The sequence below is a fragment of the Pseudomonas svalbardensis genome, from assembly GCF_030053115.1.
Lineage (GTDB): Bacteria > Pseudomonadota > Gammaproteobacteria > Pseudomonadales > Pseudomonadaceae > Aquipseudomonas > Aquipseudomonas svalbardensis.
Genome location: NZ_CP125619.1, coordinates 6,334,544 through 6,360,061, shown reverse-complemented (window position 1 = coordinate 6,360,061; position 25,518 = coordinate 6,334,544). Strand labels below are relative to the sequence as shown.

The window sequence follows — 25,518 nt, the reverse complement described above, 5'->3', positions numbered from 1 at the left end:
AGAATCAGCGATTTATACGAAAAAAAGACGACCAGCGGTCTGTGCATAAGCTCTGTGGATAACCGGGTCTAAGGTCGTTGTACAAGTGGGGGGGAAACTCGGTGGATAACCGCCCTGTGGATAAGTACCTCTTTCACACACAGCTTATCCGACAGCGCAGCACAGGGTTACCACCGTTTTCCACCGTAGTTGTCATTCTCTGTACATCATGACTTTAAAGGGCTGATGGCAGTTATCCACAGATGATCGTGTCCCTAGCTTTTATAAGCTTTACAGAAAAGCTTTAAATACTTTCCTTCTTAATTTCTATATCTAGCGAAGGAGCTCGGCAGGAAAAACGTCTGGAGATCTATTTATAAGGAAACGCTGGTTGGAAATTGACCTAGAGGCTTGCTTTCTCTAGAATCCCCGGTCTCTTAAAACGGGGGCCATTCCGGCCCGTTGTGGACGAACCAGGTAACACGACAATGAAACGTACTTTCCAACCAAGCACTATCAAACGCGCTCGTACCCACGGTTTCCGTGCTCGCATGGCTACCAAAAACGGTCGTGCCGTCCTGTCGCGTCGTCGCGCCAAAGGTCGTGCGCGTCTGGCAGTTTGATAATCCGGCACTGGAGGTGAGTCAGGACTTCAGTCGGGAAAAGCGTCTGCTTACTCCCCGGCATTTCAAGGCAGTCTTTGACTCCCCTACCGGCAAGGTTCCGGGGAAAAATCTCCTGCTCCTTGCGCGCAACAACGATCTCGATCACCCCCGTCTCGGGCTGGTTATCGGGAAAAAGAGCGTAAAGCTCTCCGTCGAGCGCAATCGCCTCAAACGTCTGATGCGCGAATCGTTCCGTCTGAACCAGGACTCACTGGCCGGCTGGGACATCGTTATCGTCGCGCGCAAAGGTTTGGGTGACGTAGAAAACCCCGAATTGATTCAGCATTTCGGCAAACTCTGGAAGCGTCTGGCACGTAGCACGCCGGTACCAGCAGTCAAAACCGAAACTGTAGGGGTAGACAGTCCCGATGCGTAAACTGGCACTCGTTCCGATCCAGTTTTATCGCTATGCCATTAGTCCTCTGATGGCCAGTCACTGTCGTTTCTACCCCAGTTGTTCCTGCTACGCGTATGAAGCCATAGAAAATCATGGCCTTCTGCGCGGTGGCTGGCTGGCCTTTCGTCGTTTAGGTCGCTGTCATCCGTGGAATCCCGGTGGTTATGACCCGGTTCCATCTATCCCTACCTCCCGTTCTTCTTCGATGGCCGAGTAATCATGGATATCAAACGCACGATCCTGATCGTCGCCCTGGCAATCGTGTCCTACGTTATGGTTCTTAAATGGAACCAGGACTATGGCCAGGCTGCCCTGCCGACTCAGAATGTTGCTTCCAGTACTACCGCACCGGGCCTACCGGATACGGCGACTGGCAATAATGCTTCTGTCAGTGACGACATTCCACGCGCCGTAAGCGATACCAGTGCAACTGCACCTGCTGAAACACCAGTAGCTGCAAGCAAAGACCTCATCCAGATCAAAACGGATGTGCTCAACCTGGCAATCGATCCACAAGGTGGTGATGTTGCGCAGTTGACGCTGCCGCTGTATCCACGTCGCCAGGACCATCCGGAAATTCCATTCCAGTTGTTCGATAACGGCAACGAGCGGACTTATCTGGCCCAGAGCGGTCTGATCGGCACCAACGGTCCGGACGCCAGTCCTGCCGGCCGTCCGGTTTACTCCTCGGAGAAGAAGATTTACCAACTGGCTGACGGTCAGGACCAATTGGTCGCAGACCTGAAGTTCAGCAAGGACGGCGTCAACTACATCAAGCGTTTCACCGTGAAACGTGGCCTGTATGACGTAACCGTTTCCTACCTGATCGATAACCAGAGCGCTCAGCCCTGGTCCGGTGCAATGTTTGCGCAGTTGAAGCGTGACGCCAGCTCCGATCCTTCTTCCAGCACGGCCACCGGCACCGCGACTTACCTGGGCGCCGCCCTGTGGACAAGTAACGAGCCGTACAAGAAAGTGTCGATGAGCGACATGGACAAGGCTCAGCTGAAAGAAACCGTCACCGGTGGTTGGGTTGCTTGGTTGCAGCACTACTTCGTGACCGCGTGGATTCCGGCGAAAGGCGAAAACAACCTCGTCCAGACTCGTAAAGACAGCAAAGGCAACTACATCATCGGCTACACCGCACCGGCAATGACTGTTGCGCCAGGTGCAAAAGCCGAGACCAGCGCCGTTCTATACGCCGGTCCGAAAAGCCAGGCTGTGCTGAAAGAGTTGTCCCCAGGTCTGGAACTGACCGTCGACTACGGCATTCTGTGGTTCATTGCCCAGCCAATTTTCTGGCTGCTGCAACATATCCACGCGCTGATCGGCAACTGGGGCTGGTCAATCATCTTCCTGACCATGCTGATCAAAGGGATCTTCTTCCCGCTGTCGGCAGCCAGCTACAAATCCATGGCCCGCATGCGTGCAGTGGCACCGAAACTGGCCGCGCTGAAAGAGCAACATGGCGACGACCGGCAGAAAATGTCGCAAGCCATGATGGAGCTGTACAAGAAGGAGAAGATCAATCCGCTGGGTGGTTGCTTGCCAATCCTCGTGCAGATGCCGGTTTTCCTTTCGCTGTACTGGGTTCTGCTGGAAAGCGTTGAAATGCGCCAAGCGCCGTTCATGCTGTGGATTACTGACCTGTCGATCAAGGATCCGTTTTTCATTCTGCCGATCATCATGGGTGCAACCATGTTCATCCAGCAGCAGTTGAACCCGACACCTCCAGATCCGATGCAGGCCAAGGTGATGAAGCTGATGCCAATCATCTTCACCTTCTTCTTCCTGTGGTTCCCGGCGGGTCTGGTGCTGTATTGGGTAGTGAACAACTGCCTGTCGATCGCCCAACAGTGGTACATCACTCGTAAAGTCGAAGCGGCTACTAAAGCAGCTGCCTGATTTACACTGTGAATAACCACTCAAAACGCCCCCTAGTGGGGCGTTTTGCTATCTGTCACTTTTGTCTGGATAACGGCTTATGAGCGTTCCTCGTGAAACCATCGCCGCCGTCGCCACCGCTCAAGGTCGCGGCGGTGTGGGCATCGTCCGTATTTCCGGGCCGCTGGCGAGTGTTGCGGCCAGGGCCTTCAGCGGTCGTGAACTCAAGCCGCGATTCGCCCACTACGGCCCGTTCCTCAGTGAAAACGATGAGGTGCTGGATCAAGGCATCGCCCTGTATTTTCCGGGCCCGAACTCATTCACCGGTGAAGATGTGCTGGAACTCCAGGGCCACGGCGGTCCGATAGTTCTGGATATGCTGCTCAAGCGTTGCCTGGAACTGGGCTGTCGGTTGGCCCGGCCGGGTGAATTCAGTGAGCGCGCGTTCCTTAATGACAAACTCGACCTGGCTCAGGCCGAGGCGATTGCCGACTTGATCGAGGCGAGTTCTGCACAGGCTGCACGAAATGCCCTGCGTTCCTTGCAGGGCGCATTCTCCGAGCGTGTGCATAACCTTACCGAGCAATTGATTGGCCTGCGCATCTATGTCGAAGCGGCGATCGACTTCCCTGAAGAAGAAATCGACTTCCTCGCCGATGGTCACGTACTGAGCATGCTCGACAAAGTGCGTGACGAGTTATCCACCGTGCTACGGGAAGCCGGGCAGGGTGCCTTGCTGCGTGACGGGATGACCGTGGTGATCGCCGGTCGGCCGAATGCCGGTAAATCCAGCCTGTTGAATGCACTGGCCGGTCGTGAAGCCGCGATCGTCACCGAGATCGCCGGCACCACCCGGGACATTCTTCGTGAACATATCCACATCGATGGTATGCCGCTGCACGTGGTCGACACCGCTGGTCTGCGAGATACCGACGACCAGGTAGAAAAAATCGGTGTCGAACGGGCGCTGAAAGCAATCGGCGAGGCTGATCGAGTCCTGTTGGTAGTCGATGCTACGGCTCCTGAGGCACTTGATCCGTTCGCGTTATGGCCTGAATTTCTGGAAATCCGTCCCGATCCGGCGAAAGTCACGCTGATCCGTAACAAGGCAGACCTCACTGGCGAAGCCATTGCCCTGGAAGTCAGCGAGGATGGCCACGTCACCATCAGCCTGAGCGCCAAATCTGCAGGTGAAGGGCTGGAATTGCTGCGCGACCACCTCAAGGCCTGCATGGGCTACGAACAGACCTCGGAAAGCAGCTTCAGTGCTCGCAGGCGTCACCTTGAAGCGTTGCGTCACGCCAGTGCTTCCCTTGAGCACGGCCGTGCACAGCTGACCCTGGCGGGTGCCGGTGAACTGTTAGCCGAGGATTTGCGACAAGCCCAACACGCTTTGGGTGAAATCACTGGTGCATTCAGCTCCGATGACCTGCTGGGACGAATCTTTTCCAGCTTCTGTATCGGTAAATAATCTTCCCGTTGTCCACAGACAGGCCATTCGTGCCTGTCTGTTCCCTCCTTTTTTTGAATTCTCTTCCAGTGCTGAGCAGATTCTTTCTGCTTGAGCGGATTTTCTGTGCCCTGGATTTGCTTATTCAGCAGTTTTCTGTGGATTAAGCCCTGTGAATAACTGCCACTAAGGGCAGTTGATAACAGGGCCTCAAAACTGAAGATAACCGCCCCTGTGGATAAACACCCCTTTCATCCACAGGCTTAAACCGGTTATCCAAGGGCCTCATTGGTACATGACCACAGGGTTTTGAATCTCTGTACATATTGAAAATAAAGGCCTGTAGAGATCTATCCACAGAAAGGTGGCTCAGTAGAAATAAACATAAAAACAAAGATTTAATAAATTTCTCTCTTTTTAATTTCTATAACCGCGACTTCTCCACAGCTGGTTAAATTTTGTGCAAAGGGTTCTTTAGGAAGGGCGAAGTCCCTATACTTGCCGCCCAGGTCCAAAAACCTGAGCTCAAACTATTCCTGATTACCTAACTGAAGCAGGCACGAGGTGCGTGGTGGATTTCCCTTCCCGTTTTGAAGTGATCGTCATCGGCGGCGGTCATGCCGGTACCGAGGCAGCACTGGCCTCAGCACGCATGGGTGCAAAAACCCTGTTGCTGACGCATAACGTGGAAACCCTCGGTGCCATGAGTTGCAACCCCGCTATCGGTGGGATCGGCAAAAGCCATCTGGTCAAGGAAATCGATGCCCTCGGCGGCGCGATGGCCATGGCCACCGATAAGGGTGGTATTCAATTTCGCGTGTTGAACAGCCGCAAAGGCCCGGCCGTGCGGGCAACCCGAGCTCAGGCTGACCGGGTTCTGTACAAGGCCGCTGTCCGCGAAATCCTCGAAAACCAGCCGAACCTGTGGATATTTCAACAGGCTGCCGACGACCTGATCGTTGAGCAGGAACAAGTGCACGGTGTTGTCACCCAAATGGGCCTGCGTTTCTTCGCGGACTCCGTGGTGTTGACCACTGGCACCTTCCTCGGTGGACTTATCCACATTGGAATGCAGAATTTTTCTGGTGGCCGTGCCGGTGACCCGCCGTCTATCGCCCTGGCTCACCGTTTGCGTGAATTGCCATTGCGCGTTGGCCGCCTGAAAACCGGCACACCACCGCGTATCGATGGTCGTACTGTGGATTTCTCGGTAATGACCGAGCAAGCCGGTGATACACCGATCCCGGTGATGTCGTTCATGGGTTCCAAAGAGCAGCATCCGAAACAGGTCAGCTGCTGGATTACCCACACCAACGCCCGCACTCACGAAATCATTGCCGCCAACCTTGATCGCTCGCCGATGTATTCCGGTGTGATCGAAGGAATCGGCCCGCGTTACTGCCCGTCGATCGAAGACAAAATCCATCGCTTTGCCGACAAGGAAAGCCATCAGGTCTTCATCGAACCGGAAGGCCTGACGACCAACGAGCTGTACCCGAACGGGATATCCACATCCCTGCCGTTCGACGTGCAACTGCAGATCGTGCAATCGATCCGCGGCATGGAAAACGCGCACATCGTTCGCCCGGGTTACGCCATCGAGTACGACTACTTCGACCCGCGTGACCTGAAGTACAACCTGGAAACCAAAGTCATCGCCGGTCTGTTCTTCGCCGGGCAAATCAATGGCACCACCGGTTACGAAGAAGCCGGCGCCCAGGGTTTGCTGGCCGGGGCCAACGCCGCACTGCGTGCTCAGGGCAAAGATGCCTGGTGCCCGCGTCGCGACGAGGCGTACATCGGAGTGTTGGTCGACGACCTGATTACTCTGGGTACCCAGGAACCGTATCGGATGTTCACGTCCCGCGCCGAATACCGCCTGATCCTGCGCGAAGACAACGCCGACCTGCGCTTGACCGAAAAAGGTCGCGAACTGGGTCTGGTGGATGACGCGCGTTGGGCTGCGTTCTGCACCAAACGCGAAAGCATCACGCTGGAAGAGCAACGCCTGAAAAGTACCTGGGTTCGCCCAGGCACCGAGCAAGGCGATGCGATTTCCGAGAAGTTCGGCACGCCGCTGACCCACGAATACAACTTGCTCAATCTGCTGAGCCGTCCGGAAATCGACTACGCTGGTCTGATCGCCGTGACCGGTGGCGGCGCAGAAGATCCACAAGTCGCCGAGCAGGTCGAAATCAAGACCAAATACGCCGGTTACATCGATCGCCAGCAGGATGAAATCGCACGGCTGCGGGCCAGCGAAGACACAAAACTGCCTGTGGATATCGATTACACGAACATTTCCGGTCTCTCCAAAGAGATCCAGAGCAAGCTCGGTGCGACCCGTCCAGAGACCTTGGGCCAGGCGTCGCGTATCCCGGGTGTGACGCCGGCAGCGATTTCGCTGTTGATGATTCATTTGAAAAAACGCGGCGCGGGCCGTCAGTTGGAGCAAAGCGCTTGAGTTCGTTGGTCACCTCGCAACACGCAGAAGAGTTATCCACAGGTGCTCGCCAGCTCGGTGTCACGTTGACAGAAACCCAGCATGCTCATCTGCTGGGTTATCTGGCCCTGTTGATAAAATGGAACAAGGCTTACAACCTGACTGCCGTACGCGATCCGGATGAAATGGTTTCCCGTCACTTGCTCGATAGTTTGAGCGTGATGTCGTTCGTCGAAAACGGCCGCTGGCTGGACGTTGGCAGCGGTGGTGGCATGCCGGGTATTCCGTTGGCCATCCTGTTTCCAGAGTCCCAAGTGACCTGCCTCGACAGCAACGGCAAGAAAACCCGCTTCCTGACTCAGGTCAAACTCGAACTCAAACTGGATAACCTGCAAGTTATCCACAGTCGCGTCGAAGCTTTTCAGCCTGATCAGCCATTCAACGGGATCATTTCCCGGGCGTTCAGCAGCATGGAGAACTTCAGCAACTGGACTCGCCACCTCGGCGATGCTGATACACGTTGGCTGGCAATGAAGGGCGTTCATCCCGCCGATGAGCTGGTAGCATTGCCGGCAGACTTCCACCTCGATAGCGAACACGCCCTGGCCGTACCCGGTTGCCAAGGCCAACGCCATCTGCTGATACTGCGCCGCACGGCATGATTGGGAACACAAGCAAGAATGGCTAAGGTATTCGCGATAGCGAACCAAAAGGGTGGTGTGGGCAAGACCACCACCTGTATCAACCTCGCAGCTTCCCTGGTCGCTACCAAGCGTCGGGTGCTGTTGATCGATCTCGATCCACAGGGCAACGCCACCATGGGTAGCGGTGTGGATAAACACGGCCTGGAGAACTCGGTCTACGACCTGCTGATCGGCGAATGCGATCTGGCCCAGGCCATGCACTATTCCGAGCACGGTGGTTACCAACTGCTGCCGGCTAACCGCGACCTGACCGCGGCCGAAGTGGTTCTGCTGGAAATGCAGATGAAGGAAAGCCGTCTGCGCAGTGCGTTGGCGCCGATCCGTGAAAACTACGATTACATTTTGATCGACTGCCCACCGTCGCTGTCGATGCTCACGCTAAACGCACTGGTTGCGGCTGACGGGGTGATTATCCCCATGCAGTGCGAGTACTTCGCGCTCGAAGGTTTGAGCGACCTTGTGGATAACATCAAGCGCATCGCTGAGTTGCTGAACCCGAACCTGAAAGTCGAAGGCCTGTTGCGGACCATGTATGACCCGCGCCTGAGCCTGATGAACGATGTTTCGGCGCAGCTCAAGGAACACTTCGGCGAGCAGCTCTACGACACGGTGATTCCGCGCAACATCCGCCTGGCTGAAGCACCAAGCTATGGCATGCCGGCGCTGGCGTACGACAAATCATCGCGGGGCGCCATTGCCTATCTGGCATTGGCGGGCGAGATGGTTCGTCGTCAACGCAAAAACTCACGCACTGCCGCTGCTCAGGCAACTTAAGGAATCCCCATGGCCGTCAAGAAACGAGGTCTCGGACGTGGACTGGATGCACTGCTGAGTGGTCCGACTGTCAGCTCGCTGGAAGAACAAGCGGTGCAGGCTGATCAGCGTGAGCTGCAGCACCTGCCCCTGGACCTGATCCAGCGCGGCAAGTACCAGCCGCGCCGGGACATGGATCCTCAGGCGCTGGAAGAGCTGGCGCAGTCGATCAAGGCTCAGGGCGTGATGCAGCCGATTGTGGTTCGTCCGATCGGCAGCGGCCGATTTGAGATCATCGCCGGCGAACGCCGCTGGCGCGCCAGTCAGCAGGCTGGGCGGGAAACCATCCCGGCAATGGTTCGCGATGTACCGGATGAAACCGCGATCGCCATGGCGTTGATCGAGAACATCCAGCGCGAAGACCTCAATCCGATCGAAGAAGCGGTGGCTTTGCAGCGTTTGCAGCAGGAATTCCAGCTGACGCAGCAACAAGTGGCCGAAGCCGTGGGCAAATCCCGCGTGACCGTGGCCAACCTGCTACGCTTGATCGCGTTGCCGGAAGTCATCAAAACCATGCTGTCCCACGGCGACCTGGAAATGGGTCATGCACGTGCTTTGCTCGGTTTACCGGAAAATCAACAGGTTGAAGGGGCGCGACACGTTGTCGCACGGGGGCTGACTGTACGCCAGACTGAAGCACTGGTTCGCCAGTGGTTGAGTGGCAAACAGGAACCTGCTGAACCGGTAAAGCCGGACCCGGATATCGCTCGACTCGAACAGCGTCTGGCTGAGCGCCTAGGCTCTGCGGTGCAGATCCGCCACGGGAAAAAGGGGAAGGGGCAGTTGGTGATCGGTTACAACTCCCTGGATGAGCTTCAAGGTGTACTTGCACACATCCGCTGAAACATTTCCTCATGTAGCGTGCAGTCGGAAATCACTACCTGACAGTTGAATAGGGGCAGAACCGCCCCTATACTCTGCGCGCATTTTGTCGGCACAAATTATGCCAAGTTATTGAATTATGGCAGCCGATCATTGGGGAGCAAAAACGATGGAAAGCCGCACGCCAAACCGCTTGCCGTTCCATCGCCTGGCAGTTTTTCCGGTCTTACTGGCTCAATTTGTCGTTTTGGTACTGGCCGCTTTGGCGCTCTGGTACTGGCATGGAGTCGTAGCCGGGTACTCAGGACTCTGCGGAGGCCTGATAGCCTTGCTACCCAATGTTTATTTCGCTCACAGGGCATTTCGGTTTTCCGGCGCCCGAGCAGCTCAAGCCATCGTCCGGTCTTTTTATGCCGGCGAGGCGGGCAAACTAATTTTGACGGCAGTGCTCTTTGCATTGACGTTTGCAGGTGTGAAGCCATTGGCGCCGCTAGCTGTATTCGGCGTCTTCGTGTTGACCCAACTGGTCAGCTGGTTCGCGCCCCTGCTGATGAGAACAAGACTTTCGAGACCTTAGGGCGTTTGAGGCAACCATGGCAGAGACAACCGCTTCGGGCTATATCCAGCACCACTTGCAGAACCTGACCTTCGGTCAGCACCCAACTGGCGGGTGGGGTTTTGCCCACACCGCAGCAGAAGCCAAAGAAATGGGCTTCTGGGCCTTCCACGTCGATACTCTCGGCTGGTCGGTCGCGTTGGGTCTGATCTTCGTTCTTCTTTTCCGCATGGCGGCAAAGAAGGCGACTTCCGGTCAGCCTGGTGCTTTGCAGAACTTCGTTGAAGTATTGGTCGAATTCGTCGATGGCAGCGTGAAAGACAGCTTCCATGGCCGTAGCCCGGTGATTGCACCGCTGGCACTGACCATCTTCGTCTGGGTCTTCCTGATGAACGCCGTCGACCTGATCCCGGTCGACTGGATTCCTCAGTTGGCCATCCTGATCACTGGTGATTCGCACATTCCGTTCCGTGCGGTATCGACCACTGACCCGAACGCTACCCTGGGCATGGCCCTGTCGGTGTTCGCGTTGATCATTTTCTACAGCATCAAGGTCAAGGGCATCGGCGGCTTCATTGGCGAACTGACCCTGCACCCTTTCGGCAGCAAGAACATCTTTCTTCAAGCCCTGCTGATTCCGGTGAACTTCCTGCTGGAGTTCGTGACACTGATCGCCAAGCCAATCTCTCTGGCACTGCGTCTGTTCGGCAACATGTACGCCGGCGAACTGGTCTTCATTCTGATCGCTGTGATGTTCGGCAGTGGTCTGCTCTGGCTTAGCGGCCTGGGCATAGTTCTGCAGTGGGCGTGGGCTGTGTTCCACATCCTGATCATCACCCTGCAGGCGTTTATCTTCATGATGCTGACCATCGTTTACTTGTCGATGGCGCACGAAGAGAACCATTAAGACCAGTCTCGACTAGTCTGATGTCCCACTCGGTCAAACGAGTGGGTGCCCGAACAGGGCTATGAAACGATTTGTTTTACCGCTTTAAAATCTAAAAAACCTAAACCATACGACGTAAAAGTCGGGAGGAAAGATGGAAACTGTAGTTGGTCTAACCGCTATCGCTGTTGCACTGTTGATCGGCCTGGGCGCACTGGGTACCGCAATTGGTTTCGGCCTGTTGGGTGGCAAGTTCCTGGAAGGCGCAGCGCGTCAGCCAGAGATGGTTCCAATGCTGCAAGTCAAAATGTTCATCGTTGCCGGTCTGCTCGACGCCGTAACCATGATCGGTGTTGGTATCGCTCTGTTCTTCACCTTCGCGAACCCATTCGTTGGTCAACTCGCTGGCTAATTACTCGAACCTTCGAGTAATTGGTGTGATGTGCAACGAACGAGCGAGGTGTTGGCGTGAACATTAATGCAACCCTGATTGGCCAGTCCGTTGCGTTCTTCATTTTTGTACTGTTTTGCATGAAGTTCGTGTGGCCTCCGGTCATCGCGGCTTTGCACGAACGTCAGAAGAAGATCGCGGATGGACTGGACGCTGCCGCCCGAGCAGCTCGCGACCTGGAGTTGGCCCAAGATAAAGCGGGTCAACAACTGCGCGAAGCAAAAGCTCAGGCAGCCGAAATCATTGAGCAAGCCAAGAAACGCGGTAACCAGATCGTCGAAGAGGCTGTTGAAAAAGCCCGTATCGACGCTGACCGTGTGAAGGTTCAGGCTCAGGCCGAGATCGAGCAGGAACTGAACAGTGTCAAAGACGCGCTGCGTGCCCAATTGGGTGCTCTGGCCGTTGGCGGCGCCGAGAAGATCCTGGGTGCCACAATCGATCAAAACGCGCACGCGGAGCTGGTAAACAAACTGGCTGCTGAAATTTAAGCGAGGGCGATCATGGCAGAATTGACCACGTTGGCCCGACCTTACGCTAAGGCAGCCTTCGAGCACGCCCAGGCCCACCAGCAACTGGCCTCTTGGTCAGCCATGCTCGGCCTGGCTGCAGCAGTGTCGCAAGACGACACCATGCAGCGCGTGCTCAAGGCCCCGCGACTGACGAGCGCAGACAAGGCCGCCACGTTTATAGACGTGTGCGGCGACAAGTTTGATGTGAAGGCACAGAACTTCATTAACGTCGTTGCCGAAAACGACCGTCTCCCGCTGTTGCCGGAGATCGCCGCTCTGTTTGACCTGTACAAGGCCGAACAAGAGAAATCGGTAGACGTTGAAGTCACCAGTGCTTTTGCATTGAACCAAGAACAGCAAGACAAACTCGCCAAGGTTCTCAGTGCACGACTCAACCGGGAAGTGCGCCTGCAAGTCGAGGAAGACAAATCCCTTATTGGGGGCATTGTCATCCGCGCCGGCGACCTGGTAATCGATGGCTCGGTTCGCGGCAAACTCGCGAACCTTGCCGAAGCATTGAAATCTTGAGTTTGAAGGGGCAGCAGAGCAATGCAGCAACTCAATCCTTCCGAAATAAGTGAAATTATCAAGGGCCGCATCGACAAGCTCGATGTGACCTCCCAAGCCCGTAACGAAGGCACTGTCGTCAGCGTATCTGACGGTATCGTGCGGATTCACGGTCTGGCCGACGTAATGTACGGCGAGATGATCGAGTTTCCGGGCGGCGTCTTCGGTATGGCTCTCAACCTTGAGCAAGACTCTGTAGGTGCCGTTGTATTGGGCTCTTACCAGTCTCTGGCTGAAGGCATGAGCGCCAAGTGCACTGGCCGCATCCTCGAAGTTCCGGTTGGTAAGGAACTGCTGGGGCGCGTAGTCGACGCACTGGGTAACCCAGTTGACGGCAAAGGTCCGCTGAACAACACCGAGACCGATGCGGTCGAGAAAGTTGCTCCAGGCGTGATCTGGCGTAAGTCGGTAGACCAGCCTGTACAGACTGGCTACAAGGCTGTCGATGCCATGATTCCTGTCGGCCGTGGCCAGCGTGAGCTGATCATCGGTGACCGTCAGATCGGTAAAACCGCTCTGGCGATCGACGCGATCATCAACCAGAAAAACAGCGGTATTTTCTGCGTCTACGTAGCTATCGGTCAGAAACAATCGACCATCGCTAACGTGGTTCGCAAACTGGAAGAAAACGGCGCACTGGCTAACACCATCGTCGTTGCCGCGAGCGCTTCGGAATCTGCAGCACTGCAGTTCCTGGCACCGTACTCCGGTTGCACCATGGGTGAATTCTTCCGCGACCGCGGTGAAGACGCGCTGATCGTTTATGACGATCTGTCCAAGCAAGCAGTGGCTTACCGCCAGATTTCCCTGCTGCTGCGCCGTCCACCAGGCCGTGAAGCTTACCCAGGCGACGTGTTCTATCTCCACTCCCGTCTGCTGGAGCGCGCATCCCGCGTTTCGGAAGAGTACGTAGAGAAGTTCACCAACGGCGCAGTGACCGGCAAAACCGGTTCCCTGACCGCACTGCCGATCATCGAAACCCAGGCTGGCGACGTTTCCGCGTTCGTTCCGACCAACGTGATTTCCATCACCGACGGTCAGATCTTCCTGGAATCGGCCATGTTCAACTCCGGGATCCGTCCTGCTGTGAACGCCGGTGTTTCGGTATCCCGTGTGGGTGGTGCCGCTCAGACCAAGATCATCAAGAAGCTCTCCGGTGGTATCCGTACCGCTCTGGCTCAGTACCGTGAACTGGCGGCATTCGCCCAGTTCGCTTCTGACCTGGACGAAGCGACCCGTAAGCAACTTGAGCATGGTCAGCGCGTTACCGAGCTGATGAAGCAGAAGCAATACGCACCAATGTCGATCGCTGACATGGCGCTGTCGCTGTATGCCGCTGAGCGTGGGTTCCTGACTGACGTTGAAATCGCCAAGATCGGCAGCTTCGAACAAGCGCTGATTGCTTTCTTCAACCGCGATCACGCCGAATTGATGGCGAAGATCAACGTGAAGGGTGACTTCAATGACGAAATCGACGCTGGCATGAAAGCCGGTATCGAGAAGTTCAAGGCCACCCAAACCTGGTAAGCCGCAGCGGGAGCCGCAAGGCTCCCGCTTGCTAACCTGATAGGTGTTACATGGCAGGCGCAAAAGAGATTCGCAGTAAGATTGCGAGCATCAAAAGCACGCAAAAGATTACCAGCGCCATGGAAAAAGTGGCGGTCAGTAAAATGCGCAAGGCACAAATGCGCATGGCTGCTAGCCGTCCTTACGCGGAGCGCATCCGCCAGGTTATTGGTCATTTGGCCAACGCTAACCCGGAATATCGCCACCCCTTCATGATCGAGCGTGAAATCAAGCGCGTCGGTTATGTCGTAGTGAGCAGTGACCGTGGTCTGTGTGGTGGCTTGAACACCAACCTGTTCAAGGCCCTGGTCAAGGACATGGCGGTAAACCGCGATAACGGCGTCGAGATCGATCTGTGTGTTGTTGGTAGCAAGGGTGCGGCTTTCTTCCGCAACTTCGGCGGTAACGTCGTTGCAGCTATCAGCCACTTGGGTGAAGAGCCGTCGATCAATGATCTGATTGGCAGCGTCAAGGTGATGCTGGATGCCTACCTGGACGGCCGTATTGATCGCCTGTCCGTGGTGTCCAACAAGTTCATCAACACCATGACGCAACAGCCTACTGTGGAGCAGTTGATTCCACTGGAGGCAACCGCGGATCAATCACTCAAGCACCACTGGGACTATCTCTACGAACCGGACGCTAAAGAGCTGCTTGACGGCTTGATGGTCCGTTACGTTGAGTCGCAGGTCTACCAGGCGGTGGTCGAGAACAACGCGGCTGAACAAGCTGCGCGGATGATCGCGATGAAGAACGCTACCGACAACGCCGGTGATTTGATCAGCGATTTGCAGCTGGTCTACAACAAGGCGCGTCAGGCTGCGATCACCCAAGAGATCTCGGAAATCGTCGGCGGCGCTGCCGCGGTTTAACGGTTCAAATATTCAGAGGATCCAGCTATGAGTAGCGGACGTATCGTTCAAATCATCGGCGCCGTTATCGACGTGGAATTTCCACGCGACAGCGTACCGAGCATTTACAACGCGCTGGAAGTACAAAGCGCGGCCGGGACTACTCTCGAAGTTCAGCAACAGCTGGGCGACGGCGTGGTTCGTACCATTGCGATGGGTTCCACCGAAGGCTTGAAGCGCGGTCTGGAAGTCAAGGACTCCGGCGCAGCCATCTCCGTACCGGTCGGTAAAGCGACCCTGGGCCGGATCATGGACGTTCTGGGCAACCCGATCGACGAAGCTGGCCCGATCGACACCGAAGAGCGCTGGGGCATTCACCGTCCTGCGCCAACCTTCGCTGAACAAGCTGGCGGCAACGACCTGCTGGAAACCGGCATCAAGGTTATCGACCTGGTTTGCCCGTTCGCCAAGGGTGGTAAAGTCGGTCTGTTCGGTGGTGCCGGTGTAGGCAAAACCGTAAACATGATGGAACTGATCCGTAACATCGCCATCGAGCACGCCGGTTATTCCGTGTTCGCCGGTGTGGGTGAGCGTACTCGTGAGGGTAACGACTTCTACCACGAGATGAAGGATTCCAACGTTCTGGACAAAGTGGCACTGGTTTACGGTCAGATGAACGAGCCGCCGGGTAACCGTCTGCGCGTAGCACTGACCGGCCTGACCATGGCCGAGAAGTTCCGTGACGAAGGTAACGACGTACTGCTGTTCGTCGACAACATCTATCGTTACACCCTGGCCGGTACTGAAGTATCCGCACTGCTGGGCCGTATGCCTTCCGCAGTAGGTTACCAGCCGACCCTGGCCGAAGAGATGGGCACTCTGCAAGAGCGTATCACTTCGACCAAAAACGGTTCGATCACTTCGATCCAAGCGGTATACGTACCGGCGGATGACTTGACTGACCCGTCGCCAGCGACCACTTTCGCCCACTTGGACGCCACCGTCGTTCTGTCCCGTGACATCGCTTCCCTGGGTATCTACCCAGCGGTCGATCCACTCGACTCGACTTCGCGCCAGCTGGACCCGAACGTAATCGGCCAGGACCACTACGACACCGCTCGCGGCGTACAGTATGTTCTGCAACGTTACAAAGAACTGAAGGACATCATTGCGATCCTGGGTATGGACGAGCTGTCGGAAGCCGACAAGCAGTTGGTAAACCGTGCTCGTAAGATCCAGCGTTTCTTGTCGCAGCCGTTCTTCGTGGCTGAAGTCTTCACCGGTGCTTCGGGTAAATACGTTTCCCTGAAAGACACCATTGCTGGCTTCAAAGGCATCCTCAACGGTGACTACGACCACCTGCCAGAACAAGCGTTCTACATGGTCGGCGGCATCGAAGAAGCGATCGAGAAAGCCAAGAAACTGTAATCCCGGCGCCCGGCAACGGGCGCTAATTTAGGTTGAGGCAATCAGATGGCTATGACAGTCCATTGCGATATCGTCAGCGCGGAAGGGGAAATCTTCTCCGGCCTGGTCGAGATGGTGGTTGCGCACGGTGCACTGGGTGATCTTGGTATCGCCCTGGGTCACGCGCCGCTGATCACTAATCTCAAGCCGGGCCCGATCCGCCTGATCAAGCAGGGCGGGGAAGAGGAGGTGTATTACATCTCTGGCGGTTTCCTCGAGGTTCAGCCGAACATGGTCAAGGTACTTGCCGACACTGTGCAACGTGCCGCCGACCTGGACGAAGCCTCCGCTCAGGAAGCCGTTAAGGCTGCCGAGAAGGCCTTGCATGACCGTGGCGCAGAATTCGATTACGGTTCTGCTGCCGCACGTCTGGCCGAGGCTGCAGCTCAGCTGCGCACCGTCCAGCAGATCCGCAAGAAGTTCGGCCACTAATAGGCCACTGCTTGTTGTGCGATTGATTAAAAAGGGTAGCCTCGGCTACCCTTTTTTCTTTTTAGATATTCATAACCTGGTCGCAGCCGCTGACCACCCAGGATTGGTAGCCAGTCATGTCTTTAGAAATTGTTATCCTCGCTGCTGGTCAGGGCACTCGCATGCGATCGGCTTTGCCGAAGGTTCTGCATCCGATTGCCGGCAACTCGATGCTCGGCCATGTTATCCACAGCGCCCGGCAACTTGATCCACAGCGCATCCATGTAGTGATTGGCCATGGCGCCGATGCAGTGCGCGAGCGTCTGGCGGCTGATGATCTGAATTTCGTCCTGCAGGACAAACAGCTTGGGACTGGCCACGCCGTTGCTCAAGCGGTGCCTTTCATTAAGTCCGACACCGTCCTGATTCTTTATGGTGACGTGCCATTGATCGAAGTCGAGACCCTGCAGCGTCTGCTCAAGCAAGTAGCGCCGCAGCAACTGGGTTTGTTGACAGTAGAACTGGACGACCCGACCGGCTATGGCCGCATCGTCCGCAATACTGACGGCAAAGTGACTGCCATCGTCGAGCAGAAAGACGCCAACGAAGCCGAACGAGCGATCACTGAAGGCAACACCGGCATTCTGGCGCTGCCGTTCGCGCAATTGGGTGGCTGGATGAGCCGTCTTTCGAACAACAACGCCCAGGGCGAGTACTACCTGACCGACGTGATCGCGATGGCAGTCAGCGACGGTCTGGTGGTGGCCACCGAGCAACCGCATGACGCCATGGAAGTGCAGGGCGCTAACGACCGCAAGCAGCTTTCCGAGCTTGAGCGTCACTATCAGCTGCGCGCTGGTCGTCGGTTGATGGCTCAGGGCGTGACCCTGCGTGACCCGGCTCGTTTTGATGTGCGCGGTGAAATCACCGTCGGCCGCGACGTGCTGATCGACATCAACGTGATCCTCGAAGGCAATGTCGTTATCGAGGACGACGTGGTGATCGGTCCGAACTGCGTGATCAAGGACAGCACCCTGCGCAAAGGTGTGGTGATCAAGGCCAACAGCCACATCGAAGGCGCGATTCTCGGCGAAGACAGCGATGCCGGCCCGTTCGCCCGTTTGCGTCCAGGTACCGTGCTGGAAGCACGAGCGCATGTGGGTAACTTTGTTGAGTTGAAAAACGCTCATCTCGGCGAGGGCGCCAAGGCCGGTCATCTGACCTATCTGGGTGACGCCGAGATCGGCGCGCGTACCAACATCGGCGCGGGCACCATCACCTGCAACTACGACGGTGCCAATAAGTGGAAAACCGTGCTGGGTGAAGATGTGTTCATCGGTTCCAACAACTCGTTGGTTGCCCCTGTGGATATCTCTTCAGGTGCGACCACGGCGGCGGGTTCGACCATTACGCAGAATGTGGATAACGCGCAGTTGGCTGTGGGCCGTGCGCGGCAGAAGAATATCGATGGTTGGAAGCGGCCTGAGAAAATCAAGAAGGGCTAAGTTATCCACAGTTAATTTGGCGTCCTTGAGATAGCAATCGCGGACAAGCCTTGCTCCTACAGGTTTTAGCGCAATGTGTGAACGACGCGGACCTGTAGGAGCAAGGCTTGCCCTCGATGCTTTTATCCACAGGTCTTTTTTATCGCCCCACGCTTGACGAAGTTTCGCCAATAGGTTTTGATTGCTTCCGTTATCTTTCGAATCGAAACTTACCAAGTCATGTCGAAACGCAATACACCTCAACGGCGTCACAACATCCTCGCCTTGCTCAATGAGCAGGGCGAAGTCAGTGTGGATGAGCTGGCCAAGCGCTTCGAAACGTCGGAAGTTACGATCCGCAAGGATCTCGCGGCGCTTGAGAGCAACGGCTTGCTGCTGCGCCGCTATGGCGGGGCGATCACCCTGCCTCAAGAGCTGGTGGCCGACCTTGGTCAACCGGTGTCCAAATACAAGCAGGCCATCGCCCGCGCTGCCGTGACACGAATTCGCGAGCATGCGCGGATCATCATCGACAGCGGCAGCACCACGGCAGCGATGATTCCGGAACTCGGCCAGCAGCCGGGCTTGGTCGTGATGACCAACTCCCTGCATGTCGCCAATGCCTTGAGCGAACTTGAGCATGAGCCGGTGCTGTTGATGACCGGCGGCACCTGGGACCCGCATTCTGAGTCCTTTCAGGGGCAGGTGGCGGAGCAGGTCCTACGCTCTTACGATTTCGACCAGTTGTTCATCGGTGCCGATGGCATCGACTTGGTTCGCGGTACCACCACCTTCAACGAACTGCTGGGACTGAGCCGAGTCATGGCTGAAGTCGCCCGGGAGGTGGTTGTCATGGTGGAGGCCGACAAGATCGGCCGCAAGATTCCCAACCTGGAGCTGCCCTGGAGCAGCGTCCATACCCTTATCACCGATGATCGCCTGCCGCTTGAGGCACGGGATCAGATTCAGGCTCGCGGAATCAACTTGATCCTCGCGGCTGTCAGTCAGGAGAAATAGCATGTGTGGAATTGTCGGCGCAGTCGCAGAACGTAATATCACCGCCATTTTGCTCGAAGGCCTGAAACGCCTCGAATACCGTGGCTATGACAGTGCCGGTGTAGCGGTCTACACCCATGACCAAAAGCTCGAGCGTCTGCGACGTCCGGGCAAGGTCAGTGAATTGGAACTGGCGCTGGCCGAAGAACCGCTGGTCGGCCGCCTGGGTATCGCCCACACCCGCTGGGCCACTCACGGCGCGCCGTGCGAGCGCAACGCTCACCCGCATTTCTCCGGTGATCTGGCGGTGGTGCACAACGGCATCATCGAGAACCACGAAGCCCTGCGCGAGCAACTGAAAGCATTGGGTTATGTGTTCACCTCGGACACCGACACCGAAGTCATTGCTCACCTGTTGAACCACAAACTCAAGGATCTGCCTGATCTGACCGTGGCCCTGAAGGCTACTGTCAAAGAGCTGCACGGTGCTTACGGTCTGGCGGTCATCAGCGCTCAGCAACCGGATCGTCTGGTCGCCGCCCGTAGCGGCAGCCCGCTGGTCATCGGTTTGGGCATGGGTGAAAACTTCCTGGCTTCCGATCAGCTGGCCCTGCGCCAGGTCACTGACCGCTTCATGTACCTGGAAGAAGGCGATATCGCCGAAATTCGCCGCGACAGCGTGCAGATCTGGGACGTTAGCGGCCAAGTCGTCGAACGTGAGTCGGTGCAGTACCGCGATGGCGCCGAAGCCGCCGACAAGGGCGAATTCCGCCACTTCATGCTCAAGGAAATTCACGAGCAACCAGCTGTGGTGCAGCGCACCCTGGAAGGTCGCATTAGCCAGAATCAAGTGCTGGTGCAAGCGTTCGGTCCACAGGCGGCCGAGCTGTTCGCCAAAGTGCGTAACGTGCAGATCGTCGCGTGCGGCACCAGTTATCACGCCGGCATGGTTGCCCGTTACTGGCTCGAAGAACTGGCCGGCATCCCGTGCCAGGTCGAAGTCGCCAGCGAATTCCGCTACCGCAAGGTGGTGGTGCAGGCAGACACGCTATTCGTGACCATCTCCCAGTCCGGTGAAACTGCCGACACCTTGGCCGCTCTGCGTAACGCCAAAGAGTTGGGTTACCTCGCGAGCCTGGCGATTTGCAACGTCGGCATCAGCTCATTGGTGCGTGAGTCCGATCTGACTCTGCTGACCCAGGCCGGTCGCGAAATCGGCGTGGCCTCGACCAAAGCCTTTACCACTCAGTTGGTCGGTCTGCTGCTGCTGACTCTGTCCTTGGGTCAGGTTCACGGCACGTTGGCCAAAGGCGTCGAAGCCACATTGGTTGAGGAGCTGCGTCGCCTGCCAACCCGCCTCGGCGAAGCCCTGGCCATGGACGGTACCGTCGAAAAAATCGCCGAACTGTTCGCCGAGAAAAACCACACCCTGTTCCTCGGTCGTGGTGCGCAATTCCCGGTGGCGATGGAAGGAGCTCTCAAGCTCAAGGAAATCTCCTACATCCACGCCGAAGCCTATCCGGCCGGCGAGCTGAAACACGGTCCGTTGGCGCTTGTGGATAACGACATGCCAGTGGTCACCGTGGCACCGAACAACGAGCTGCTGGAGAAGTTGAAATCCAACCTCCAGGAAGTCCGCGCCCGTGGCGGCGAGCTGATCGTCTTCGCAGACGAACAAGCTGGCATGACCAATGGCGAAGGCACTCATGTTGTGCAAATGCCGCACATCCACGACATCCTGTCGCCGATCCTCTACACCATTCCGTTGCAGTTGCTCTCGTATTACGTTGCTGTGTTGAAAGGCACTGACGTTGACCAACCGCGAAATCTGGCGAAGTCGGTGACGGTGGAATAAGTTATCCACAGGTGATGGAAACATTGGTTTCACACAATAAAAACTGTCGCAAAGTAATAAAAACTGTCGCAGCTTGGAGGTCCCAAGGATCTCCAAGACATCTAGAGAGGGGCAGAACAACTGTAGCTGGTTGTCCTGGGCGTGTTACTTGAATACGAAATGGACAGCACGTGCCTGCGGCATGGCCAGTGACGCAGGCCATGCCGGGAATGGATGGAGGGGATCAGATTAGTTTCCAGGGTATTCAGCAATGACCAGATCTGTGCCTGTTTTGGTCAGGCCGATTACCTGATAAGCAACATGTTTTCCGTCGACTTCCATTCCTGGAGAGCCTGCTGGCATACCAGGAACAGCGATCCCAAGAAGGTCGTCACGCTCGTTCATCGCAATTATTTGCTCCGCGGGCACGTGACCTTCAACAAACTTTCCATTGATCATTGCTGTGTGGCAGGACGAGAGTCGTGGAGCAACACCGAGATTCTGCTTGACCGCGCTCATGTTGGTTTCTACATGATCAACGACGGTGAAGCCGTTAGCTTCAAGGTGCTGGATCCACTTCTTGCAGCATCCACAGTTAGCGTCACGATGGACGTCGATCGTCAGCGACTCTGCTGCATGACCAGCTGAACTGATAAACAGAGCCGCGAATGCAGCGAGGCGAAGTGCCCGACCGGGAAGAAGAAAGTTACTTCGCATGGGTATGTTCCTTCCCATCGGCATGGGTATGAGTTTTGGGCTGAACGACCGGAGTTGCTGGATCAGCATGTGAAGCCTCGGCACCCTTAGGGTGGGCGTGTTCGGTATTTTCATTCTGAGTAGGTGCTGCGGCCGCCTTATGAGGGTGGCTATTGTTCCTCTCGCCATGATGGTCGCCTGCGTCGGCTACTTCTTCGGCTGCCCCCGCATTATGATGTGCAGAGGCTGCCCCCTTTTGACCCTCATGCTCACCTTCATGGTTATGCATTTTGCTCTCGCCGCCGCCGTGTTGATGACCACCACTGCTGACTGCTAGAGCGGTGTATTGCTCTGCATTCAGGGTAGGAAGTTGCTTAAGAAAAGCGACCATTCCCCAGATATAGGGATCGGCCATGCTTTTACCCCAAGCGGGCATGCCTGTGGATTTGATTCCATGCTTGATGATCCAGAAAGCTGCGGCAGGGTTTCCATCAACGCCCAGTTTTGAAAGATTTGGGGGGGCAGGATAAAGGCTATTACTTAACTCGGTTCCTGCAATACCCGGAGCCAGATGGCAGCCAATGCACATTGAGTTGTAGTTGCCAGCACCTGCACGAATGAGAGTTTCATCACTCAGGTCGGGAACTTCAATGTCGCGTGAGCGCACTGCTATCGAGCGATCCCGAGCAATGGACAGCAGTGAGTAAACGGGTTCGGAGTGCGGATCATCCGCCCCAACATTGAACACACCAAAATACACCACGCCGGCACCTACTATTGCGGCGACCACCCCGGCAGCAGTCAATGTTTTCAATGTTCTTTTCATATCAGGCTCTCAAAACCACATCCGAATACCAGCGACAAATCGCGCCTCGTTCGCATCCTCTCCTTCATCGCTGGCCAGGTCTGCCGTATTGCCGTAGGAGCGGCTCCAGCTAACCCCAATATAAGGGGCAAATTGGCGAACAATCTCATAACGCAATCGGAGCCCTACTTCGGTATTTGCCAATCCAGACCCAATGCCTCGCTGAGGATCATTTTTTCCGTAAAAATTGGCTTCGGCCGTCGGCTGCAAAATCAGGCGATTGGTCAGCAGAATGTCGTAGTCGCCTTCCAATCGAGCAGCGGTTTGACCGTTCTCACCGATGTAGGCAGTCGCTTCGGCTTCAAAGTTATAGAGGGCCATACCCTGAATACCGAGCGCTCCCCAAGTTTGTGGTGACCCGGGCTTGAAGTCTTGTCGTACGCCGGTGACGACATCCCACCATGGACCGATGGAGTGCCCCCAAAGTGCTGAGAGTTCAGCGTTTTCCGTTACGCCATTGGTACGTTCGCCTTCCGACCGCAACCACAGTCGGTCAACGTCACCGCCGATCCATCCTTTTGCATCCCAGGCCAATGCACTACCGTTGTCAGCATCCTGGTACTCAAATTTATCCAGCAGCATGAAGGAGTTGAGTTTTTTGTCGTGGACACCATGACCAGCAACATCTGGAAAGGCGGCTGCACGGTCAGCGTCGGTAAGTACGGGGACTGGGGGCCGACTGGTGGTAGTCGCCCCTCCATCCATACTTTCCATTCCGTCCATTTGCCCGTCATCCATACTCATCTTGCTGTGATCCATAGCCCCCATCTTGCTATGGTCCATAGCTCCCATTGAGCCATGGTCCATCTTGGAGTGATCCATCTCTTCAGCGGCGTGAGCCACGACAAAGAAAGCAGGACTGGTAGAGACTGCCAGTGCCATCAACGTTGGGCGTAAAAACTTACTGGTCATGATCTCAATCTGCCTTTTTGGTTTTTTGGTCATGATCCATCGATTCATGGCTCATCTTGCTGTGGTCCATTGACCCGTGATCGGGCTTTGACTCGTTTGTCGCAGTTGCAGGCTTGCTCGTTGCTTTCACAGGAGTAGCAGGTGAATGATCACTACTATCTTCGACTGCCAGCGCCACGGACGAGAGTCCACCCATCAAGCCGACGGCAAAGAGGCAACCAACCAGCGATTTACGATTTAGGTATGTGCTCACAGATCGTCTCCTTTACTCATCAACCCGTACTTCACGGAACATGCCCATTTCCATATGGAAAAGCAGGTGGCAGTGATAAGCCCAGCGACCTAAGGCATCAGCGGTGACTCGATAGCTGCGCTTGGTACCTGGTGGCATGTCGATTGTGTGTTTGCGCACCATGAACTTGCCGTTCTCATCTTCAAGATCGCTCCACATGCCGTGAAGGTGGATGGGATGGGTCATCATGGTGTCGTTCACCAGGGTGATGCGAAGACGCTCCCCATATTTCAGACGAAGCGGCTCGGCGTCAGAAAATTTGATTCCGTTGAAGGACCACGAAAACTTCTCCATGTGTCCGGTCAGATGAAGCTCAATGGTGCGATTGGGCTCGCGGCCGTCAGGGTCTTGGAACGTGCTTTTCAGGTCTGAGTAGGTGAGTACTCGACGACCATTGTTCCGCAAACCGATGCCTGGATCGTTTAGCTTGGGCGTTGGGTTCATGGCTTGCATATCAACCAAGGGGTTGTTGGATTCGGAGGCTGGGTGAGTCTGCATTTCGCCACCCCTACCGCCCATCCCGGCCATCTTGCTGTGATCCATCCCGGCCATGTTGGACATGTCGCCTTTGTCCATTCCCGCCATCTTGCTGTGGTCCATACCGGCCATGTTAGTCATGTCACCGCTGTCCATGCCGGTCATGTCACTTTGGTCCATGCCCGACATCTTGCTGTGGTCCATGCCTGACATGTCACCTTGTTTCATATCGCCGTCGCCCATACCAGCCATGCTGCCATGGTCCATGCCCGCCATACCGCCCATTCCCATGTCATCCATGGTCAAAAGTGGCCGAGGATCGATCGCAGGTACGTGTGCCTTTAATCCTTCGCGAACTGCCAAGGTTCCACGTGCATAACCTGTTCTATCCATGGACTGGGCGAAGATTGTGTAAGCTTCTTCGCTGGTAGGTTCTACGATCACGTCATACGTTTCTGCCACGGCGATGCGGAATTCATCGACGCTGACTGGTTTGACATGTTGGCCGTCAGCCGCCACAACGGTCATTTTCAAACCAGGGATGCGGACGTCGAAATAGCTCATAGCTGAGCCGTTGATAAAGCGTAGGCGCAGCTTCTCGCCCGGCTTGAAAATACCGGTCCAGTTACCGTTAGGCGCCTGGCCATTCATGAGATAGGTGTAAGTATCCCCACTGACGTCTGCGAGATCAGTGGGGTTCATTTTCATTTCAGCCCACATCTTCCGGTCGGCCACGGCAGCAGACCAACCTTGCTTGCTGACGTCGTCGATAAAGTCGCCTACGGTACGTTTGTGGTGGTTGTAATAGTCCGATTGCTTCTTGAGCTTGGCCATGACGCGACTAGAATCTTCATCGGTCCAGTCAGTCAACATCACTACATAGTCGCGGTTGTATTGAAAAGGTTCAGGCTCTTTCGAGTCGATGACGATTGGACCGTAAACGCCTGCCTGCTCCTGCAAACCAGAGTGGCTGTGGTACCAGTACGTGCCGTTCTGATGCACCTTGAATTTGTACTCGTACATGCCATCGGGCGCGATGCCATGGAAACTCAAACCCGGTACACCGTCCATGTTGGCGGGCAGAATGATCCCGTGCCAATGAATGGACGTGTCTTGGTCTAGGCGATTTTTCACACGCAGTGTGACCGTCTCGCCTTCGCGCCAGCGCAGCAAAGGTCCGGGCAACGAACCATTGATGGTCATGGCTGTGCGTGGTGAGCCGGTGATGTTTACAGGGGTTTCACCAATAAACAGATCAAATTCGTTACCGGTGAGAACGCTCGGTAGACCAGGGCTGGTCACTGCCCATACAGGAGTGCGCCACAGACCAAGGCCGCCGAGAATGCCACCAGCGGCCAGGCCTTTAACGAATGTCCGCCTAGAGGTTTTGGAATGCATGCCGTTTATGTCCAATCAGTCAAAAGGGAAGCCGTGCGAAACAACCAATGGGTTGCCCGGATGAGCTTCGCCCACCGTCACAAAAAACGAACTCTTACGGCAAGCGAGCTCAGAAATTGCCACATTTAAACCACCACAGTGAT

The 25,518-nt window shown here is 55.9% G+C and carries 26 protein-coding genes; 21 read left to right on the top strand and 5 right to left on the bottom strand.

The genetic code is table 11. The annotated features are described in order from the left end of the window. Positions 1 to 467: 467 nt before the first annotated feature. The 21 genes from rpmH to glmS all read left to right on the top strand — a co-directional run bounded on the left by rpmH (position 468) and on the right by glmS (position 20,756). On the top strand, positions 468 to 602 hold the full coding sequence (gene rpmH / locus QFX16_RS29520; RefSeq protein WP_003213577.1) for a 50S ribosomal protein L34: 135 nt from the start codon (positions 468 to 470) through the stop codon (positions 600 to 602). Between the two features lie 16 nt (positions 603 to 618). Further along, positions 619 to 1,020, top strand: a complete 402-nt coding sequence (rnpA, locus tag QFX16_RS29515) for a ribonuclease P protein component (protein WP_031319201.1) — start codon at positions 619 to 621, stop codon at positions 1,018 to 1,020. Continuing rightward, on the top strand, positions 1,013 to 1,258 hold the full coding sequence (yidD, locus tag QFX16_RS29510; RefSeq protein WP_074872215.1) for a membrane protein insertion efficiency factor YidD: 246 nt from the start codon (positions 1,013 to 1,015) through the stop codon (positions 1,256 to 1,258). The genes rnpA and yidD overlap by 8 nt, the downstream gene beginning before the upstream one ends. A gap of 2 nt (positions 1,259 to 1,260) precedes the next feature. Then, positions 1,261 to 2,946 carry a membrane protein insertase YidC gene (yidC, locus tag QFX16_RS29505; protein WP_283182335.1) on the top strand — a complete coding sequence of 562 codons (1,686 nt, stop codon included), beginning with the start codon at positions 1,261 to 1,263 and terminating at the stop codon, positions 2,944 to 2,946. Between the two features lie 79 nt (positions 2,947 to 3,025). Further along, positions 3,026 to 4,396, top strand: a complete 1,371-nt coding sequence (gene mnmE / locus QFX16_RS29500) for a tRNA uridine-5-carboxymethylaminomethyl(34) synthesis GTPase MnmE (protein ID WP_283182334.1) — start codon at positions 3,026 to 3,028, stop codon at positions 4,394 to 4,396. 550 nt (positions 4,397 to 4,946) lie between these two features. Then, positions 4,947 to 6,839: a tRNA uridine-5-carboxymethylaminomethyl(34) synthesis enzyme MnmG gene (gene mnmG / locus QFX16_RS29495; RefSeq protein ID WP_283182333.1), complete on the top strand. Its 1,893-nt coding sequence runs from the start codon at positions 4,947 to 4,949 to the stop codon at positions 6,837 to 6,839. Further along, positions 6,836 to 7,480 carry a 16S rRNA (guanine(527)-N(7))-methyltransferase RsmG gene (gene rsmG, locus QFX16_RS29490; protein WP_283182332.1) on the top strand — a complete coding sequence of 215 codons (645 nt, stop codon included), beginning with the start codon at positions 6,836 to 6,838 and terminating at the stop codon, positions 7,478 to 7,480. Before mnmG ends, rsmG begins: the two co-directional genes overlap by 4 nt. An 18-nt stretch (positions 7,481 to 7,498) precedes the next feature. Next, positions 7,499 to 8,296 (top strand): ParA family protein, encoded by a 798-nt coding sequence (locus tag QFX16_RS29485; protein ID WP_008155709.1) that lies wholly within the window; start codon positions 7,499 to 7,501, stop codon positions 8,294 to 8,296. Positions 8,297 to 8,305: 9 nt separating this feature from the next. Next, a complete protein-coding gene (locus QFX16_RS29480) occupies positions 8,306 to 9,178 on the top strand; it encodes a ParB/RepB/Spo0J family partition protein (RefSeq protein WP_283182331.1) in 873 nt (290 codons plus the stop codon). Between the two features lie 148 nt (positions 9,179 to 9,326). Continuing rightward, positions 9,327 to 9,734: a F0F1 ATP synthase subunit I gene (locus QFX16_RS29475; protein ID WP_007948092.1), complete on the top strand. Its 408-nt coding sequence runs from the start codon at positions 9,327 to 9,329 to the stop codon at positions 9,732 to 9,734. Between the two features lie 16 nt (positions 9,735 to 9,750). Further along, a complete protein-coding gene (gene atpB / locus QFX16_RS29470; protein WP_283182330.1) occupies positions 9,751 to 10,620 on the top strand; it encodes a F0F1 ATP synthase subunit A in 870 nt (289 codons plus the stop codon). A 133-nt stretch (positions 10,621 to 10,753) separates the two neighbouring features. Beyond that, positions 10,754 to 11,011 (top strand): F0F1 ATP synthase subunit C, encoded by a 258-nt coding sequence (atpE, locus tag QFX16_RS29465; protein WP_002555987.1) that lies wholly within the window; start codon positions 10,754 to 10,756, stop codon positions 11,009 to 11,011. 56 nt (positions 11,012 to 11,067) lie between these two features. Then, positions 11,068 to 11,538 (top strand): F0F1 ATP synthase subunit B, encoded by a 471-nt coding sequence (locus tag QFX16_RS29460; protein ID WP_008027535.1) that lies wholly within the window; start codon positions 11,068 to 11,070, stop codon positions 11,536 to 11,538. 12 nt (positions 11,539 to 11,550) lie between these two features. Then, a complete protein-coding gene (locus QFX16_RS29455) occupies positions 11,551 to 12,087 on the top strand; it encodes a F0F1 ATP synthase subunit delta (RefSeq protein ID WP_008155712.1) in 537 nt (178 codons plus the stop codon). Between the two features lie 21 nt (positions 12,088 to 12,108). Further along, positions 12,109 to 13,653 (top strand): F0F1 ATP synthase subunit alpha, encoded by a 1,545-nt coding sequence (gene atpA, locus QFX16_RS29450; protein WP_033059681.1) that lies wholly within the window; start codon positions 12,109 to 12,111, stop codon positions 13,651 to 13,653. Between the two features lie 50 nt (positions 13,654 to 13,703). Beyond that, positions 13,704 to 14,564, top strand: a complete 861-nt coding sequence (gene atpG / locus QFX16_RS29445; RefSeq protein WP_283182329.1) for a F0F1 ATP synthase subunit gamma — start codon at positions 13,704 to 13,706, stop codon at positions 14,562 to 14,564. Positions 14,565 to 14,591: 27 nt separating this feature from the next. Beyond that, the gene (atpD, locus tag QFX16_RS29440; protein ID WP_283182328.1) at positions 14,592 to 15,971 is read left to right on the top strand and encodes a F0F1 ATP synthase subunit beta; all 1,380 of its coding nucleotides are present in this window, start codon (positions 14,592 to 14,594) and stop codon (positions 15,969 to 15,971) included. Positions 15,972 to 16,016: 45 nt separating this feature from the next. Further along, complete coding sequence (locus QFX16_RS29435; RefSeq protein ID WP_008155716.1) at positions 16,017 to 16,442, top strand: F0F1 ATP synthase subunit epsilon; 426 nt, start codon at positions 16,017 to 16,019, stop codon at positions 16,440 to 16,442. A 116-nt stretch (positions 16,443 to 16,558) separates the two neighbouring features. Then, positions 16,559 to 17,926, top strand: coding sequence for a bifunctional UDP-N-acetylglucosamine diphosphorylase/glucosamine-1-phosphate N-acetyltransferase GlmU (glmU, locus tag QFX16_RS29430; RefSeq protein ID WP_283182327.1), 1,368 nt, complete (start codon positions 16,559 to 16,561; stop codon positions 17,924 to 17,926). 219 nt (positions 17,927 to 18,145) lie between these two features. Further along, the gene (locus QFX16_RS29425) at positions 18,146 to 18,922 is read left to right on the top strand and encodes a DeoR/GlpR family DNA-binding transcription regulator (protein WP_056738517.1); all 777 of its coding nucleotides are present in this window, start codon (positions 18,146 to 18,148) and stop codon (positions 18,920 to 18,922) included. 1 nt (position 18,923) lies between these two features. After that, on the top strand, positions 18,924 to 20,756 hold the full coding sequence (glmS, locus tag QFX16_RS29420) for a glutamine--fructose-6-phosphate transaminase (isomerizing) (RefSeq protein ID WP_283182326.1): 1,833 nt from the start codon (positions 18,924 to 18,926) through the stop codon (positions 20,754 to 20,756). Between the two features lie 228 nt (positions 20,757 to 20,984). Here the strand turns inward: glmS and QFX16_RS29415 are convergent, their stop codons facing one another. From QFX16_RS29415 to QFX16_RS29395, 5 genes are read right to left on the bottom strand one after another with little or no spacing between them, the layout of a single operon-like run. Continuing rightward, the gene (locus tag QFX16_RS29415; protein ID WP_283182325.1) at positions 20,985 to 21,452 is read right to left on the bottom strand and encodes a DUF411 domain-containing protein; all 468 of its coding nucleotides are present in this window, start codon (positions 21,450 to 21,452) and stop codon (positions 20,985 to 20,987) included. Further along, positions 21,442 to 22,257 carry a c-type cytochrome gene (locus tag QFX16_RS29410; protein WP_283182324.1) on the bottom strand — a complete coding sequence of 272 codons (816 nt, stop codon included), beginning with the start codon at positions 22,255 to 22,257 and terminating at the stop codon, positions 21,442 to 21,444. Before QFX16_RS29410 ends, QFX16_RS29415 begins: the two co-directional genes overlap by 11 nt. 9 nt (positions 22,258 to 22,266) lie before the next feature. Further along, complete coding sequence (locus tag QFX16_RS29405; protein ID WP_283184659.1) at positions 22,267 to 23,241, bottom strand: copper resistance protein B; 975 nt, start codon at positions 23,239 to 23,241, stop codon at positions 22,267 to 22,269. Next, positions 23,213 to 23,461, bottom strand: coding sequence for a hypothetical protein (locus QFX16_RS29400; protein WP_283182323.1), 249 nt, complete (start codon positions 23,459 to 23,461; stop codon positions 23,213 to 23,215). Before QFX16_RS29400 ends, QFX16_RS29405 begins: the two co-directional genes overlap by 29 nt. 12 nt (positions 23,462 to 23,473) lie before the next feature. Beyond that, positions 23,474 to 25,375 carry a copper resistance system multicopper oxidase gene (locus QFX16_RS29395; protein ID WP_283182322.1) on the bottom strand — a complete coding sequence of 634 codons (1,902 nt, stop codon included), beginning with the start codon at positions 25,373 to 25,375 and terminating at the stop codon, positions 23,474 to 23,476. Positions 25,376 to 25,518 lie beyond the last annotated feature (143 nt).

Bases quoted from the DNA above. Each gene is read 5' to 3' on its own strand.
- atpE (WP_002555987.1), top strand. From the start codon at position 10,754: ATGGAAACTGTAGTTGGTCTAACCGCTATCGCTGTTGCACTGTTGATC.
- QFX16_RS29435 (WP_008155716.1), top strand. From the start codon at position 16,017: ATGGCTATGACAGTCCATTGCGATATCGTCAGCGCGGAAGGGGAAATC.
- glmS (WP_283182326.1), top strand. From the start codon at position 18,924: ATGTGTGGAATTGTCGGCGCAGTCGCAGAACGTAATATCACCGCCATT.
- QFX16_RS29480 (WP_283182331.1), top strand. From the start codon at position 8,306: ATGGCCGTCAAGAAACGAGGTCTCGGACGTGGACTGGATGCACTGCTG.
- atpB (WP_283182330.1), top strand. From the start codon at position 9,751: ATGGCAGAGACAACCGCTTCGGGCTATATCCAGCACCACTTGCAGAAC.
- QFX16_RS29455 (WP_008155712.1), top strand. From the start codon at position 11,551: ATGGCAGAATTGACCACGTTGGCCCGACCTTACGCTAAGGCAGCCTTC.
- yidC (WP_283182335.1), top strand. From the start codon at position 1,261: ATGGATATCAAACGCACGATCCTGATCGTCGCCCTGGCAATCGTGTCC.
- QFX16_RS29415 (WP_283182325.1), bottom strand. From the start codon at position 21,452: ATGCGAAGTAACTTTCTTCTTCCCGGTCGGGCACTTCGCCTCGCTGCA.
- QFX16_RS29395 (WP_283182322.1), bottom strand. From the start codon at position 25,375: ATGCATTCCAAAACCTCTAGGCGGACATTCGTTAAAGGCCTGGCCGCT.
- atpA (WP_033059681.1), top strand. From the start codon at position 12,109: ATGCAGCAACTCAATCCTTCCGAAATAAGTGAAATTATCAAGGGCCGC.
- mnmE (WP_283182334.1), top strand. From the start codon at position 3,026: ATGAGCGTTCCTCGTGAAACCATCGCCGCCGTCGCCACCGCTCAAGGT.
- yidD (WP_074872215.1), top strand. From the start codon at position 1,013: ATGCGTAAACTGGCACTCGTTCCGATCCAGTTTTATCGCTATGCCATT.
- QFX16_RS29410 (WP_283182324.1), bottom strand. From the start codon at position 22,257: ATGAAAAGAACATTGAAAACATTGACTGCTGCCGGGGTGGTCGCCGCA.
- rpmH (WP_003213577.1), top strand. From the start codon at position 468: ATGAAACGTACTTTCCAACCAAGCACTATCAAACGCGCTCGTACCCAC.
- atpD (WP_283182328.1), top strand. From the start codon at position 14,592: ATGAGTAGCGGACGTATCGTTCAAATCATCGGCGCCGTTATCGACGTG.
- atpG (WP_283182329.1), top strand. From the start codon at position 13,704: ATGGCAGGCGCAAAAGAGATTCGCAGTAAGATTGCGAGCATCAAAAGC.
- QFX16_RS29425 (WP_056738517.1), top strand. From the start codon at position 18,146: ATGTCGAAACGCAATACACCTCAACGGCGTCACAACATCCTCGCCTTG.
- QFX16_RS29405 (WP_283184659.1), bottom strand. From the start codon at position 23,241: ATGACCAAAAAACCAAAAAGGCAGATTGAGATCATGACCAGTAAGTTT.
- QFX16_RS29475 (WP_007948092.1), top strand. From the start codon at position 9,327: ATGGAAAGCCGCACGCCAAACCGCTTGCCGTTCCATCGCCTGGCAGTT.
- glmU (WP_283182327.1), top strand. From the start codon at position 16,559: ATGTCTTTAGAAATTGTTATCCTCGCTGCTGGTCAGGGCACTCGCATG.
- QFX16_RS29485 (WP_008155709.1), top strand. From the start codon at position 7,499: ATGGCTAAGGTATTCGCGATAGCGAACCAAAAGGGTGGTGTGGGCAAG.